The 16,270-nt window shown below is 39.5% G+C and carries 11 protein-coding genes; 6 read left to right on the top strand and 5 right to left on the bottom strand.

The features are described 5' to 3' along the window. Positions 1-176: 176 nt before the first annotated feature. The 4 genes from ppc to AC4GME_RS07470 form a co-directional block, all read right to left on the bottom strand. Positions 177-2,813, bottom strand: coding sequence for a phosphoenolpyruvate carboxylase (ppc, locus tag AC4GME_RS07485; protein WP_490378149.1), 2,637 nt, complete (start codon positions 2,811-2,813; stop codon positions 177-179). A 210-nt stretch (positions 2,814-3,023) separates the two neighbouring features. Next, complete coding sequence (gene argE, locus AC4GME_RS07480; protein ID WP_490377610.1) at positions 3,024-4,172, bottom strand: acetylornithine deacetylase; 1,149 nt, start codon at positions 4,170-4,172, stop codon at positions 3,024-3,026. A gap of 130 nt (positions 4,173-4,302) precedes the next feature. Then, a complete protein-coding gene (locus tag AC4GME_RS07475; RefSeq protein WP_490377611.1) occupies positions 4,303-6,159 on the bottom strand; it encodes a methyl-accepting chemotaxis protein in 1,857 nt (618 codons plus the stop codon). 293 nt (positions 6,160-6,452) lie between these two features. Next, a complete protein-coding gene (locus AC4GME_RS07470) occupies positions 6,453-7,592 on the bottom strand; it encodes a HAMP domain-containing protein (protein WP_490377612.1) in 1,140 nt (379 codons plus the stop codon). Between the two features lie 616 nt (positions 7,593-8,208). On the opposite strand from AC4GME_RS07470, the gene AC4GME_RS07465 reads away from it, so the two are divergent. From AC4GME_RS07465 to argH, 6 genes are all read left to right on the top strand, one after another. Then, the gene (locus tag AC4GME_RS07465; protein WP_490377613.1) at positions 8,209-9,282 is read left to right on the top strand and encodes an HD domain-containing phosphohydrolase; all 1,074 of its coding nucleotides are present in this window, start codon (positions 8,209-8,211) and stop codon (positions 9,280-9,282) included. A gap of 261 nt (positions 9,283-9,543) precedes the next feature. Beyond that, the gene (gene argC / locus AC4GME_RS07460) at positions 9,544-10,557 is read left to right on the top strand and encodes an N-acetyl-gamma-glutamyl-phosphate reductase (RefSeq protein WP_490379194.1); all 1,014 of its coding nucleotides are present in this window, start codon (positions 9,544-9,546) and stop codon (positions 10,555-10,557) included. Positions 10,558-10,573: 16 nt separating this feature from the next. Then, entirely contained in the window at positions 10,574-11,362 is a 789-nt protein-coding gene (gene argB / locus AC4GME_RS07455; protein ID WP_490377615.1) for an acetylglutamate kinase, read from the top strand. Positions 11,363-11,373: 11 nt separating this feature from the next. After that, entirely contained in the window at positions 11,374-12,285 is a 912-nt protein-coding gene (locus AC4GME_RS07450; RefSeq protein ID WP_490377616.1) for an ornithine carbamoyltransferase, read from the top strand. A gap of 4 nt (positions 12,286-12,289) precedes the next feature. After that, positions 12,290-13,495, top strand: coding sequence for an argininosuccinate synthase (locus tag AC4GME_RS07445; RefSeq protein ID WP_490378438.1), 1,206 nt, complete (start codon positions 12,290-12,292; stop codon positions 13,493-13,495). A 147-nt stretch (positions 13,496-13,642) separates the two neighbouring features. Further along, positions 13,643-15,517, top strand: coding sequence for an argininosuccinate lyase (gene argH, locus AC4GME_RS07440; RefSeq protein WP_490378439.1), 1,875 nt, complete (start codon positions 13,643-13,645; stop codon positions 15,515-15,517). An 84-nt stretch (positions 15,518-15,601) separates the two neighbouring features. On the opposite strand, the gene AC4GME_RS07435 is transcribed toward argH, so the two are convergent. Beyond that, complete coding sequence (locus tag AC4GME_RS07435) at positions 15,602-16,141, bottom strand: gamma carbonic anhydrase family protein (RefSeq protein ID WP_490378440.1); 540 nt, start codon at positions 16,139-16,141, stop codon at positions 15,602-15,604. Between the last annotated feature and the right edge of the window lie 129 nt (positions 16,142-16,270).

Here is a 16,270-nt window from a genome sequence, read left to right as displayed (position 1 = left end):
AGCGGATTGCTATTATATCCAGCTAACTAAAACATGAGTTAATGGAAGTGCGGTTTTAACCGCGCAAAACAGTAGCGAGGAAAAATCGTCACTTCCTAGCGCGCACACCTAAGTAAAGAGTACCTGGTCGTGCTGTCATCCCGGCCAAAACATCGCCGGGATGAACAAGGACGTGTTTAACCTGTATTACGTAAACCAGCGGCGATACCTGCAATGGTTACCATTAATGCCTGGTCAATTACTGGGCAAATTTCCTCACCATTTTCACGAGAACGGGAAAGCAGTTCCGCTTGCAGCATATTGAGTGGATCAACATAAGGGTTGCGTAATGCGATAGACTCTTTAATCCAAGGCTGTTCCTGCAGTAGTTTATGATCCGGGATTGTTTCTAATACTGTCTCGCGTGTCAGTACTAGGTTTTCACGTAAACGTTGACCCAACGGCCATAACTCTTTTGGAACAAGACGCTCTTCATAGAATTTAGTTAACTCTTCATCAGCTTTTAAGAAGACCATTTCAAACATCTCTAAACGAGTGTGGAAGAAAGGCCAATTCTGATACATCTCTTGCAGAAGCTCTTTTTTACCTTCATCCAATAAGGTTTTAAGTGAGGTACCTGCGCCTAACCATGCAGGCAGCATTAAGCGGTTTTGACTCCATGCAAAAATCCATGGAATAGCACGTAAACTTTCAACGCCACCATTGGGTTTACGTTTTGCTGGACGACTGCCTAACGCCAGTTTACCGAGTTCTAATTCTGGTGTCGCACTGCGGAAGTAAGGAACAAATTCCGGCTCTTCCTGGATGAAGTGGCGGTACTCCTGACAAGATTGCTCTGCAAACTGCTCCATTAAATCACGCCACTCTTGTTTAGGTGCTGGTGGCGGTAATAAGTTTGCTTCTAAAACAGCCGCGGTATAAAGATTTAAGCTTTGTACTGCCACTTTAGGCAGACCGAATTTAAAGCGGATCATCTCACCTTGCTCGGTAACACGAAGTCCGCCTTTTAAAGAGCCTGGAGGTTGAGACAGTAGTGCTTGATGTGCTGGCGCGCCGCCACGACCAATTGTGCCCCCACGTCCGTGGAACAAGACCAGTTTAATATCATTTTTTTCACTGATTTTAACCAGTGCTTCCTGTGCTGTATATTGTGCCCAGTTAGCAGCCATCACCCCGGCATCTTTCGCTGAATCGGAGTAACCGATCATTACATGTTGCTCGCCACCAATATATCCACGGTACCAGTCAACAGCAAACAGACGTTCAATTACGTCGCTTGCGTTATTTAAATCATCTAAGGTTTCAAATAAAGGTGCGACAGGGATGCGGAATGGGCAACCTGTTTCTTTTAATAGAAGTTGTACTGATAAAACATCAGACGCCTGGCGTGCCATTGAGATGATGTAGATACCTAATGCTTGCGGATCGGTTTGCGCGACCACTTTACAGGTATCGAGTACTTCCTGTACATCAGCTGATGGTTTCCAAGATGCAGGGATAAGCGGGCGTTTGCTGTTTAACTCTTGTAATAAAAATGCCTGTTTATCTGCTTCATTCCAGGCATTGTAATCTCCAAGACCCAAATAACGTGTCAATTCAGACAGAGTGTCACCATGGCGTTCACCATCCTGACGGATATCAAGTTTTACCAGGTTAATACCAAAACATGCCAGGCGACGCAGGATATCTAAAATCAGGCCATTTGCAATTGAGTGCATACCCATAGCTTTAAGTGATTGATAACATAACTCAAGAGGCTGTTTCAGCTGCTCGGTACGGGTGATGATATCTTGCGCATTGCTATCTTGGCCGCGCAGTGTTGCGCTTAGTGAAGTGCGTGTTTCTTTTAATTCTTCACGTAATTTACGTAAAATAGCGCGGTATGGTTCATCTGTATTTTCACCAACAATAGCGCGTAAAACAGGATCACAGATATCCATTGATAACTCTTCAGTCAGCTGTTTAATATCTCGCAGATACAAATCTACAGCTACCCAGCGACTGGTTAATAATACTTCTTGTGTTACTTTTGCAGTAACAAATGGATTACCGTCACGATCGCCACCCATCCACGAGGTGAACTTGATTGGTGAGGCGTCAATCGGCAAAGATAAACCTAAGCCATCTTGTAGTTTGTTATCAAGCTCACGAACATATTGCGGAACGGCTTCCCACAAGCTGCTTTCGATAACACCGAAACCCCATTTAGCTTCATCTACCGGGGTCGGACGGTTTTTGCGAATATCATTGGTATGCCAGGCTTGTGTGATTAACTGCTCAAGACGGTTTAGCAGTTGATCGCGTTCTTTGTCTGACGTTTCGCTAATTTCAAGTAAACTTAAACATTCGTTAATCGCCGTGTGCTTATGGATAAGAGTACGACGCGTAATCTCCGTTGGATGTGCGGTCAGCACCATATCCATCTGCAGTTCATTAACCGCTTGCTGCATTGTCTCTTGAGAAACTTGTGCATTTTTTAGTTTGCCAATCAGTTGGTTCATTGGATCTGGCGCGCAAACACCACTATCGCAATGGCGAGAGATACCATGAAACTGCTCGGCGATATTTGCCAAGTTTAAAAAATGGGTAAAAGCACGAGCCACAGGCAGCAGCTCGTCATCTGAAAGATTAGCGAGTACGTCAACAAGTGTTTTACCGTCGTTATGATTACCCGCGCGAGAAGATTTAGAAAGCTGGCGGATCGATTCTATTTTTTCTAGAAATTCTTCACCTAAATGTTCACCAATACTTTTACCTAGTAATTGACCCAATAAACCTACGTTACTACGTAAATTTGCGTATTGTTCTGTCATATAAACCTCGTAAATCTGTAATAAAATTACACGCTAAAATAAAGTAAGGCAAATAACCTACCACAAAAGGGCAACTAGTCAACGTGCTATCCCATAAGTTTTGCTTTCACTTGATTTGAAATACTTCCCGTGTAATTAAATTACGTGAAGTTATTTAATTCGTTTTTCAATGACACTATTTTTTCTTTTGTGAAGTAAATAGCCGCTGAATCAATCAGCACAGTAGCGTTTGATCATTTTTTCAATAACAGATTTTGTAGGTTTAACAAAAGAGAGATCTAAATATTCATTCGGCTGATGCGCCTGTGCAATATGCCCGGGACCGAGAACTATGGTGTCACAACCGAGTTGCTCGATAAAAGGGGCTTCAGTACAGTAATTAGCGCTTTGCGCTTTATTGCCAGTATAAATTTGTGCATTTTCAATCAGCTCTGAATGCATGGGGCATTGATAAGATGGAATTGGTTCGTGCAGGTGATAAATTTCAACGCTGTTCGGATAGCGTTTTTCAATTTCAGATAATGCTTCCTTTACTGTAATAAATAGTTCGCTGGTGCTAATCCCTGGAATAGGGCGCATATCAATATGCAAATCACAGCAACCGCAAATTCGATTGGGGCTATCACCACCATTAATTGAACCGAAATTAAGGGTTGGATAAGGGACATCAAAATGTTCATTAAAGTATTTATCTTTAAACTGCTGCTGTACTTTTTTTAATTCACCAATCACTAAATGCATTATTTCAATGGCATTTAACCCTTTGTCGGGATCTGAGCTGTGACCACTACGGCCGGTAATGCGAATACCTTCGGACATATGCCCTTTATGCATGATAACTGGTACTAGACCGGTAGGTTCGCCGATAATCGCATAATCGGGTTTGAAGCTTTTTTGTCTGGCAATATCCTGCGCACCTGACATGGTGGTTTCTTCATCGGCAGTTGCTAAAATACGTAGCGGTTTGTTGAGTTTGTTGAGATCGAGCTCTTTTAATACCTCAATAACAAAGGCAAAAAAACCTTTCATATCGATAGTGCCTAACCCATATAAACGGTTGTCTTTTTCCGTTACTTTAAAAGGATCGCTTAACCACTTCCCTTCATCATATGGCACTGTATCAGTATGTCCTGCCAGTAATAAACCACCATCACCGTCACCAAATGTGGCGATTAAATTGTATTTACCGGGTGCACTGCTGACCTCTTTTATCTCATTTTTAAAACCAAGCTCTTCTAACCATGTGGCAAGCTGATTAATGACCCTTAAATTACTTTGATCCCACGATGAATCGGTTGAGCTGATGGAGGGGATGGCGATAAGGTCTTTGTAGAGGTTTAAAAAAGTAGGCAGTGACATAAAACACCTTTAAATAAGTAAATAAAAGAGAGGATAAAAATATATTACATTGAATGGATCGGTTTTGGTAAAAAAAAGCCTTGAGTCAGTGATTCTGCTCAAGGCTTAATATTCAAATAAGAGTGTTTACTTAGATGGTGAAGCGTTTTATCTCATTAGTTAACACATTTGCCTGCTGTAATAACTCATCACTCATCAGTTCGTTTTGTTGCGCAGATTCGCTGGATGCTTCTGCCACATCACGGATAGAAACTACATGGCGGTTCACTTCTGAAGCCACCGCACTTTGCTCTTGAATCGCGGTAGCAATGGCGGTATTCATATCCATGATAGCAACGATATCGTGATTGATCTCTTCAAGTAATTGCCCGGCTTGGCCAGCTTGATCGGCGCTTTCCTGTCCTTCACTGCGACAATCAGTCATTAAATCAACAATGTTTTTAGTTCTGCTTTGCAGGGAACCAATAATGTTCTCAATCTCTTTGGTTGATTCTTGTGTACGGCTGGCAAGAGTACGTACTTCATCAGCAACAACAGCAAACCCCCGTCCCTGCTCACCGGCACGAGCCGCTTCAATGGCTGCATTTAGTGCGAGTAAGTTAGTTTGCTCGGCAATACCTCGAATTACATCAAGCACACTGCCGATTGTTTCACTGTCTTTAGCAAGGTTATTTACAACACCTTCTGATTCGATTAGTTTATCGGATAAGATACTGATCTGATGGATGGTTGCATCAACACCGCGTTTACCTTTAGCTGCATTTTGGTTAGTTTGCTCTGCTTTATCAGCCGCGTCTGTCGTATTACTTGCAATCTCTTCAATTGTAGCGACCATTTCAGTAACGGCAGTTGCCACCATATCGGTTTCCTGCATTTGCGATGCAACACCTTCGTTTGCTTGATGAATATTATCTGAAAGTGTATCTGTTGCGTTATTAAGACTGCCAACTGATTGATTCACTGAAACGATTAAATGCTGGAAATTAGCAATCATATTATTGAATGCCTTTCCCATATCCGCTAATTCATCATTATTTTTTGTAGAAATGGAAACGGTTAAATCATTAGTTTCTGAAATTTTCACAATTGAATTTTTGATATATAAAATACCGTCCATAATACTGCGAGAAATCACCCAACCAATAGCGATTGAAATAAATAACGCCACAGCAAAGAGGATATAAGTCATTTGCTTAATTGATTTTACATAATCACTGACAGCTGCATCTGTTTTAGCAACTAGGTTAGTTTGGATTTTTTGAACTTGGTGAGCACTTTCATTTAGCGATTTTTGTAAGCCATCATGAGCGTGATAACCCAATTTCTTCTGTTCTTTTACTAAGGCTAAAAAGGTCGTTTTATAACTATCAAGCGCCGCTAAAATAGCTTTTTTCTGGGTGCTGACTAAATAGCTTTTTTTCACATCTTTATGCAATGCATCAAAGTTAACTTGGAAGTTTTTAACATACTTATCATCAAGCAGATGGATGTAATTTTTTTCACTGCTTCTTGTTTTTAGCATCATGTTTAAAAACGAGATTGACTCTCCAATCGCAGCTTCAGCTTCATTTACTGCTTTTCCCAGTTTGCCGGAAAGCCCGCTTTTGGGATCAAAACCAATACGTTTTTGCGTCTCAACAACCTCTGTAAAATATTGTTGATATTCGGTTAAAGTCTTACCTAGTCGAATGGCTTCTTCTGCGGAAACATTAATAATATCTAAATCAATTTTTAGCTGTTCAATGCCTTTTTGTAACATTGAACTTTCCGCATTAAATTGATCAATATATTCACTTTTTTTACGGGCTAAAAAGTCCTTTTCATGCGATCTTAACTGTAATATGCCGGCTTCAATTTTTCCGATATTTTGGGCAAGTGTAATATCCTGTTGCAGTGATGTTGAAGAGAAGTTAAGCAGTAATAGCATAGCCAACATACTTACTATGGTTACAATAGTATTGGTGGTTAATTTGTGTTTTATTAGCATGTTATTTTGATCCCACGAGTTTTAAAAATATATTAACGAATAACAATTTGATCTGTTTTATTGTTTTTTTGCAAAGAATAATTTAACTCATTTAGTCTCAAAAGTAACATTTTAACCCCTCAATATTTCTATCAATAAGTTACTTTTTGTGAATTAACTTAACAAAATTAAAAAGTTTGTTGTTTATTAACAGGGGGGGAGGTTGAATTGCAGGTTACTTTTAGTGTTGTTGTTTTGTCACCTAACTAAATCTGAATATTATCTAGTTAGGTGACCACGAAGAATAGGTTTCTTTATTTATTGTCTTTACTATCTTCAAGACACTCTTCATATATAAAATCAGCCCAGAGAGGATTTTCTGCCAGTATCTCTGTTGCTTTATCAGAAGTTGCTTCTGATTTTTTTACTGAAACCAGTAAACTTTGGAAATTTGAAATCATATAATTGAATGCCTTTGCCATATCTGACAATTCATCATTGCTTTTTGTAGAAACTTCAATGGTTAAATCGTTGGTTTCTGATATTTTCACAATTGAATCTTTAATATGCAAAATAGCGTTCATAATACTGTGTGAAAGTGCCCAGCCAATGAAGATTGAAATGAGTAGTGCAAGAGTGAACAGGATATAAGTCATTTGTTTAAATAAATGCACATAATCATTGATTGCTTCATTTGTTTTTCTAACTAACTGTGCTTGAGTCAACTGAACTTTCAATGCACTTGCATTCATCGCTTTTTGAAAACCTTCATCATCATGGTAACCCAATATCTGCTGTTCACTGACCAATGATAAAAATGCAACTTTATAAGTGTCTAGTGCATTTAAAATCAAGTTCTTCTGCGATTGAACTAAGTAGCTTTTTTGCACACTAGTATACAAATTATTAAAATCCTCACCGAACTTAATAATATATTGGTCATCAAGCAGCAGCATGTAATTTTTTTCACTGCTTCTTATTTGCAGCATCATTTTATAAAACATAACCGAATCGCCAATGGCTTCCTCTGCATTATGTGCGGCTTCCCTCAGCTCGCCATAGAACCCGCTTTGCGGATCAAAACCAATGCGTCTTTGTGTTTCAACTACGTTATTAAAAAATTGCTGATAATTATTTAACTGGCTACTTAATTTAATTGGCTCATCTGCTGAAACGTAGATACTTTTTAGATCCTGTTTAAGTTGTCTAATATTTGCCTGTAGTTTTGATGTTTCCGTATTAAATGCGTCAATATATACACTTTTTTTACGGGCTAAAAAGTCCTTTTCATGTGATCTTAATTGCAATATGCCAGCCTCAATCTTACCTATGTTTTGTGCAAGGGTAATATCTTGCTTTAGTGCCGATGAAGTGAAATTCATTAGTAATAGCATGGCCAGCATGCTTACTATGGTTACAATAGTATTGGAGATTAATTTGTGTTTAATTAGCATATAATTTAGATTCCCTCTAGTTTAAAATGAATGCAAATTGACGAATTATAATTTGCTCTATTTTATTCTTTTTTTTCTGGCCGATAATTTAGCGCATATTAATCTAATAAGTAATATTTCAACCCTCACTATTCCTATCAATAAGTTACTTTTTGTGAGCCAACTTAACAAAAGTAAACATTTTACTGTTTACTATCACATCAAGCATCATGGAAGTATTGAAGATCTACTTGCAAGTGAACTGTTTAATAGGGGGCTGTAATATTGGTGCGCAAGCATTCCCTCAAATATACTATGATTTCAGCAGGCAGAAATGACCGTAAGCACAAGATATTTAGAAATAAGTCGACAAAGTCACAAGTCAGCCAGTACGAGGGCTTGATGAAATTGACCTTATCTTGTAATTACAGGAAAATAAGCAAAGTATTGAATTGGATGATGGCGCACTGTAAGTGCCTTATAATTGAAAGAAATATCTCAGCTTAACAATCAATAGTAGTTAGTTAATAATGTTATTGAACAGTTAGATAACTTTCGGTTTTGATAGTGCTAATAGCTCCCCTCTGCATCGACAGAAAATACTGTTCGATAAAAGCAAATAAAAGTAGGAACAGAAATGCTGGATTTAGACGAGATGATCACTAAGCAAACAATTTTGCTCGTTGATGATAACCCTGAAAATATTCATATTTTAAATGGAATATTATCCCCCTATTATAAAGTCAAGATCGCTATTAATGCTTCTACTGCCTTTAAAATTGCTAGCGGGCAAGATAAACCGGATCTCATCTTGTTAGGTATAATTCTACCGGATATCGACGGTTATGCCGTTTGTAAACAACTAAAGGTAATGCCTGAAGCCGCTGAAATCCCTATTATTTTTGTTAGTGAAAATAGAGATGTCGAAGATGAAAAAAAAGGTTTTTCGTTAGGTGGTGTTGATTACATAACAAAACCAGTTAGTCCGCCGCTTGTTTTAGCAAGAGTAAGTGCGCATTTGAAATTATCAAACCAAAAATTGCATCTGATGAGTTTGGTACAGGAAAGAACAAAAGAGCTAGAAAAAACGCGCATGGAAATCCTACAAAGCTTAGGGCGGGCTGCTGAATTTAAAGATAATGAAACAGGCCTGCATGTTATTCGTCTTAGCTGGTATTCACGCTTTTTAGCAAAACGAGTTACGGGAAATAACAGTTGGTCTGAACTGCTTTATAATGCCGCACCGATGCACGATATAGGTAAAATCGGCATTCCTGACGGGGTGTTATTGAAAGCAGGTAAGCTTAATCAAGATGAATGGACGATCATGCAGAGGCATGTAGAGTACGGTGTTGAGATTTTAGGCAAGCATGAGTCCGATTTATTAGGCATGGCCGTTGAAGTGGCGCAATATCACCATGAGAAATGGGATGGCACGGGTTATCCTGCCGGGGTAAGTGGAGAAAATATTCCATTGAGTGCACGTATCGTTGCTATTGCCGATGTGTTTGATGCACTGACTAGTGAGCGCCCTTATAAAAAAGCGTGGTCAGTTGAAAAAGCAATGATTCTAATTGAAAGCGAATCAGGCAAACACTTTGATCCTGAGTTGGTTCCACACTTTAAAGCTTGCTTACCTAAAGTGTTGGAGATAAAAGCACTGTATGCGGATCCGCTGGAAACAGAAGAGATAAATGATGAGCGGCAGTAGTCGAGGTTGCTCGTTTTACTTGGTTATTAAGTGGTGTTAATCATTCAATTTTTCGACTTTTATTAAGCTATATTAGTGTAGCGCAGAATTAACCCGTTAATTTTATTTGTAAGCGACTGTCAATATAATTACATATAAATAACTATTCATAATTATTGCATAAATAATCAAAGGTAATTAGAATGGTCTTCTCTATCGAGAATATCTCTTTTTATAGTACGTTTTCTATTTTTTATACAGTAAATGAAACAGGAACTTCTTATGTTAAAAGCCATTGTTGTGGGTGCAAGTGGTTATACCGGCGCTGAGTTAGCACATTTTTTAACTCGTCATGAATATATTGAATTAGCGGGTTTATATGTTTCTGAAGGCAGTTTGGATAAAGGTAAAAAACTATCTGAACTTTACGGTAACTTATTAGGTGTGGTTGATCTGCCGCTGCAGCCGCTAGCTAACAGTGGTATTGAAAGCGCTTGTGAAGGCATAGATATCGTTATTCTGGCTACAGCACATGAAGTAAGCCATAACTTGGCAGCACTTTTCCTTGCCCAAAATACAGTGGTATTCGATCTGTCTGGTGCATTCCGTGTTCAATCGGCGGGCTTCTATGATAAGTTTTATGGTTTCACACACCAGTATCCTGAGTTGTTAGAAAAAGCGGTTTATGGTTTAGCGGAATGGAATTTTGAAGCCGTTAAGAAAACTGATTTGATTGCAGTTCCCGGTTGTTACACAACAGCATCATTAACGGCATTAAAACCGTTAGCAGAAGCGGGATTAATTAAAGAAAATACAAAGCCGACTATTAATGCCACTAGTGGTGTAAGTGGTGCCGGGCGTAAGGCGAGTGTAGTGAGTAGCTTCTGTGAAGTCAGCTTACAACCTTACGCTGTGTTTAATCATAGGCATAAACCAGAGATTGATCAGCACTTAGGGATGCCGGTGGTATTTACTCCGCATTTAGGCAGTTTCAAACGCGGCATTTTAGCCAGCATTAATGTGCAGTTAAAAACAGGCGTAACAAGCGAACAGGTCAAGCAGGCTTATCAAGATGCCTATGCAGATAAGCCAATCGTACGTTTAATGGGAGAGGGAAGCTATCCTGCATTGAAAAATGTGGTCGGCACACCTTATTGTGATTTAGGTTGGGCGGTTGATGGTGAAGATCTGGTGGCGTTTAGCGCAATTGATAACCTATTAAAAGGTGCGTCATCGCAAGCAATGCAATGCATTAATTTACGTTTTGGTTTTGCTATCACAACCTCTCTTTTATAAGCAGGATTATTAGAAAATGACTCAACTCTTATCCAAACAACCACTGCTGATTAAATTAGGTGGCGCGGTACTTGAAAATGAACAAGCATTAGCTAATCTGTTTTCAGCCTTAACTGCTTATTTAGAAAAACAGCAACGCCCATTGTTATTAGTACATGGTGGCGGGGTGATTGTTGAAAATGTTTTAAATAAAATGAACATTGTTAGTGAGAAAAAAGACGGGTTACGCATCACACCTTTTGAGCAGATTCCTTATGTTGCAGGCGCATTAGCAGGTACATCAAATAAACTGCTAATGGCTAAAGCGTTACAAGCGGGTCTTTCTGCGGTGGGGTTGTCTCTTGCTGATGGTTTTAGCTGTAAAGTAACACAGCTTGATCCGGAACTTGGTGCCGTAGGTGTGTGCAGTGCCAATAACCCCTCGTTATTAAACGGGTTATTAGCAGCAGGGCATTTGCCGGTTATCTCATCAATTGGTATTGGTGAAGATGCGCGTTTATATAATGTTAACGCGGATCAAGCTGCTATCGCGATTTGTGAGCTGGTGGATGCAGAGTTAGTTTTCTTATCAGATGTTGATGGCGTGTGGGATGCTCACAAGCAAGTTATTCCAGAGCTAAATACACAATTAGCTGATACACTGATTGCTGAAAATATCATCCAAGATGGCATGGCGGTAAAAGTGAAAGCAGCGTTACACGCAGCAGATACTTTAGGTCATGTAATGTTAGCAAGCTGGAAAAATCCTGAAAATTTAGTGTCATTGCTTGCTGGGCAAGCAGTGGGAACAAAAGTAGTTAAGTAGAGAGTAAAGCAATGGAAAATTTACTAACAGGTATGGAAATGACTCAGCAACAGGCGTTAGAGCTGATTGCACTGGGTAAAGATTTAAAAGCGAATCCGGCTAAGTACAGTCAAGCATTAGCGGGTAAAAGTGTTGTTACACTCTTTGAAAAACAATCACTGCGTACGCGTGTGACTTTTGATATTGGTGTTAATAAATTAGGCGGTCATGCTGTTTATTTAGATCAGGCTAATGGTGTAATGGGCAGTCGTGAAGATGTTAAAGATTTTGCTGCTAACATTTCCCGTTGGGCCGATTGTATTGTTGCACGTGTATTTGATCATAAAACCTTGCTTGAAATGCAGCAGTATTCAAGCGTTCCTGTGATTAACTCTTTATGTGATCTCTACCATCCTTGCCAGGCAATGGCTGACTTTTTAACTATCTCTCAGCAGTATGATGATGTTTCTAAAGTAAAAGTGGCTTATATTGGTGATGGTAATAATGTTACTCATTCACTATTTATTGCAGGTGCTATTTTAGGCGCAGAAGTTACTGCGGTTTGCCCTATCGGTCATAGCCCTGATGCACAAATAATGAAAATGGCAGAAGATATTGCGGCGAAAAATGGCGGCAGCATCCGCGTGACCAACAATATTGAAGATATCAAAGGCTATGATGTGGTTTATGGTGATACTTGGATCTCAATGGGTGATGATACTCCCCTTGAGCAAATCAAAGCTAAATTCATGCCTTACCAGATCAACCAGGAATTATTAGATTTAACGGGTATTAAACACATATTACATTGCCAACCTGCACATCGCGGTTTGGATATCACGTCTGAAGTTATGGACGGTCCTGCTTCGTTAATTTTTGACCAGGCAGAAAATAGAATGCACATTCAAAATGCTATCATGCTGACACTGATGAAAGGAAAATAATCAAATGAGTAAAGTTAAAAAGGTTGTACTCGCTTATTCTGGCGGTCTAGACACTTCAGCAATCATTCCATGGTTAAAAGAAACTTATGATGATTGTGAAATTGTTGCTTTTTGTGCTGATGTTGGTCAAGGTGCAGAAGAGCTAGTTGGCTTGCACGAGAAAGCTATAGCGTCTGGTGCTTCTGAATGTCACATTGTTGATCTTAAAGAAGAGTTTGTTAAAGATTATATCTACCCAACGATTGCCTCTGGTGCTGTCTATGAAGGAACTTACCTGTTAGGTACCTCAATGGCACGTCCAATCATTGCTAAAGCGCAAGTTGAAGTTGCACTAAAAGTGGGCGCTGATGCAGTTTGTCATGGTTGTACTGGTAAAGGTAATGACCAAATTCGTTTTGAAAGCTGTTTTGCAGCACTTGCGCCTGAGCTGAGAGTTATTGCACCTTGGCGTGAGTGGAGCATGGTATCCCGTGAAGATCTGCTTGATTACCTTGCTGAACGTAATATTGAAACAACCGCTAGCGCGACGAAAATCTACAGTCGTGATGCCAATGCATGGCATATCTCTCACGAAGGTGGTGAGCTGGAAAACCCATGGAATGAGCCAAGTAAAGGTGTTTGGACATTAACGGTTGATCCAATTGACGCTCCTAATGAGCCTGAATACTTAACGATTAAAGTTGAAAATTCACGTGTTGTTGCGGTTGATGGTGTTGAACTGTCTCCATATGACGCATTAATGCTGTTAAATGAAAAAGCAGCGGCACATGGTGTTGGCCGTGTTGATATCACAGAGAACCGTACGGTTGGTATGAAGTCTCGTGGTTGTTACGAAACACCGGGTGGTACTGTAATGGTTACCGCACTGCGTGGTATCGATGAATTAGTTCATGACAAGCCTGCTCGTAAATGGCGTGACCAAGTTGGTCAAGAGTTTGCTCACTTAGTATATGATGGTCGTTGGTTTACACCTCTTTGTGGCTCTTTATTAGCGGCATCTGAAGCATTAGCAAAAGATGTAAATGGTGAAGTGGTTGTTAAAATGTACAAAGGGCAAGTAACAGCGGTACAAAAACGTTCGCCAAACAGTCTTTATTCTGAAGAGTTTGCAACATTTGGTGATGATAATGTTTATGACCAAAAACACGCTGAAGGCTTTATTCGTTTATATTCACTTTCAAGCCGTATCCGTACGCTGAACAAAAAATAATATAAACATTAAAAGCTGAGATTCAATTCCTGTTTGGCTTAATTGGCAAACAGGAATTTCTATTTATATCTGTTCTTATTATTAATAAACAGAGAATGAATATAAATAGAAAGCATAACTAATACACAGTAAGTGATGGAGCATAACATGGCACTATGGGGCGGACGTTTTAGCCAAGCGGCAGACGTGAAATTTAAACTATTTAATGATTCATTAAAATTCGATTACCGTCTTGCGGAACAGGATATTATTGGCTCAATCGCTTGGTCAAAAGCATTGCAATCTGTGGATGTTTTAACAATTGATGAGCAAAAAAACTTAGAAGCGGCGCTAAATGAGCTTTTAATTTCGGTACAAGCAAATCCAGAGCAAGTACTGCAATCTGACGCTGAAGATATCCACTCTTGGGTTGAAATCCAACTTATTCAGAAAGTCGGAGATTTAGGTAAAAAATTACATACGGGCCGTAGCCGTAATGATCAAGTCGCTACGGATTTAAAACTATGGTGTAAAAAAACGGCGCAAGAGCTGATTGTTCATCTTGATACATTAGAAGCAAAACTGATTGAACTTGCGCGTATCCATCAAGCGGTTGTGTTGCCTGGTTACACTCATCTGCAACGTGCACAACCTGTTACGTTTTCACATTGGTGTCTTGCTTATTTAGAAATGTTAGAGCGTGATCATAGTCGTTTAGAAGGTTGTCTTGAACGTTTGGATACCTGTCCGCTAGGAAGTGGTGCATTAGCTGGCACTGCATACGCAATGGATCGTACTGCATTAGCGCATTCCCTTGGTTTTGCCAGAGCAACGCGTAATAGCTTAGATTCTGTATCAGATCGCGATCATGTCGTTGAGTTAATGAGTTGTGCAACACTTTCAATGGTTCATCTGTCGCGTATGGCCGAAGATCTGATCTTCTATAATAGTGGTGAATCTGCATTTATCGAAATGTCTGATTTGGTGACTTCTGGTTCATCATTAATGCCGCAAAAGAAAAATCCGGATGCGATGGAGCTTATTCGCGGTAAATCTGGTCGCGTATTTGGTTCATTAGCGGGTATGTTAATGACATTAAAAGCACTACCTCTTGCATACAATAAAGATATGCAGGAAGACAAAGAAGGTTTGTTCGATGCGTTAGATACTTGGGGTGACTGTCTAGAGATGGCATCAATGGCGTTAACGGATCTTAAAGTTAATGAAGAACGTACTAAAGAAGCTGCACAAGGTGGTTATTCAAATGCCACTGAACTGGCAGATTACCTTGTCGCCAAAGGTATTCCTTTCCGTGAAGCACACCATATTGTTGGCGTTGCTGTAGTAGTTGCGATTGAAAAGGGAGTGCCACTAGAAGAGTTAACAGTTGCGCAGTTCAAAGAATTCTCAGAGGTTATCGAGGATGATGTTTATCCTGTGCTAACACTGGAAGCAACATTATCAGCACGTAAAGCGCAAGGCGGTGTTTCACCAGAGCAAATTGAATACGCACTTTGTGAAGCTGAGCAACGTTTATCAGATCGTGATACTTCAGGCTTAGTTATTCGTACTGCACGTTTAACCGATTTAGAGCGCATAGAGTCGATGGTTAATCATTGGGCTGAAAAAGGTGAAAATTTACCACGAGACAAATCAGACTTAGCAAAATCAGTTGGTGAATTTGCGGTAACTGAATGTGAAGGTAAAGTAACTGGTTGTGGTTCGTTATATGTTTACGATACAGGCCTTGCTGAAATTCGCTCACTAGGTGTTGAGCCTGGTTTTGAGCGTAGAGGACAAGGTAGTGCTTTGGTTGAGTTAATAGTTAAACGCGCAGAAAAATTAGCAATCAAACGCGTCTTTGTATTAACACGTATGCCAGAGTTCTTTATGAAGCTTGGTTTCAGCCCAACAAGTAAATCGATGATGCCGGAGAAAGTAATGAAAGACTGTGCTATGTGTGTGCGCCAACATGCATGTGATGAAGTTGCTTTAGAATTTAATATTAAAAGCAGTACTTTGATCCATAAAGAAACGATTTAACTAGAGTTTGAGTAAACAATAAAAGAAAGGCTACTTCTACTTATAGAGAGATGTAGCCTTTTTTGTGTCTGAGACTAAAAGAACTCAGCCTTGTGCAAGATATTCATTTTTTAGCTTAACGTAGTGAATGGCAGATCGCTTAAGAAAGGCAAACTCTTCATCTGTTAATTTTCTAGCGGCTTTTGCCGGAGAGCCAACATACAGGTAACCTGATTGTAAATGTTTATTCGGTGGTACTAATGCACCAGCTGCCAAAATAACGTCACTATCGATACGCGCATTATCTAAAACAATCGCCCCCATGCCAATTAAAACACGATCGCCAATTAAGCAAGCATGCAGCATCGCTTTGTGCCCGATTGTCACATCTTCTCCAATATGCAAAGAATAACCATCAACACTTGCTTCACCTTTACGCGCGACATGTAAAACAGATCCATCTTGGATATTCGTACGTTTACCTACTTTTATATGGTTAACATCGCCACGCAAAACACACATAGGCCAAATACTGACATCATCAGCTAATTCAACCTCCCCGATAATTGATGAAAAAGGATCAATATAAACAGAATTTCCAATTACTGGGTAAGTATCTTTATAAGCACGTAATACAGGAAGCATAAAAACCTCATTAAATAAGTAAGAAAAGAAACTATACGATAAGAATGTGTGGATAACAAAGCTAATCTTGTGGATAACTTGTTTGCAAAACAGGTATAAAAACTAATTGCAAAAATAACCTGTTTTTAT

The organism is Psychromonas sp., from assembly GCF_983033635.1.
This window is presented reverse-complemented; position numbering and strand designations above follow the sequence as displayed.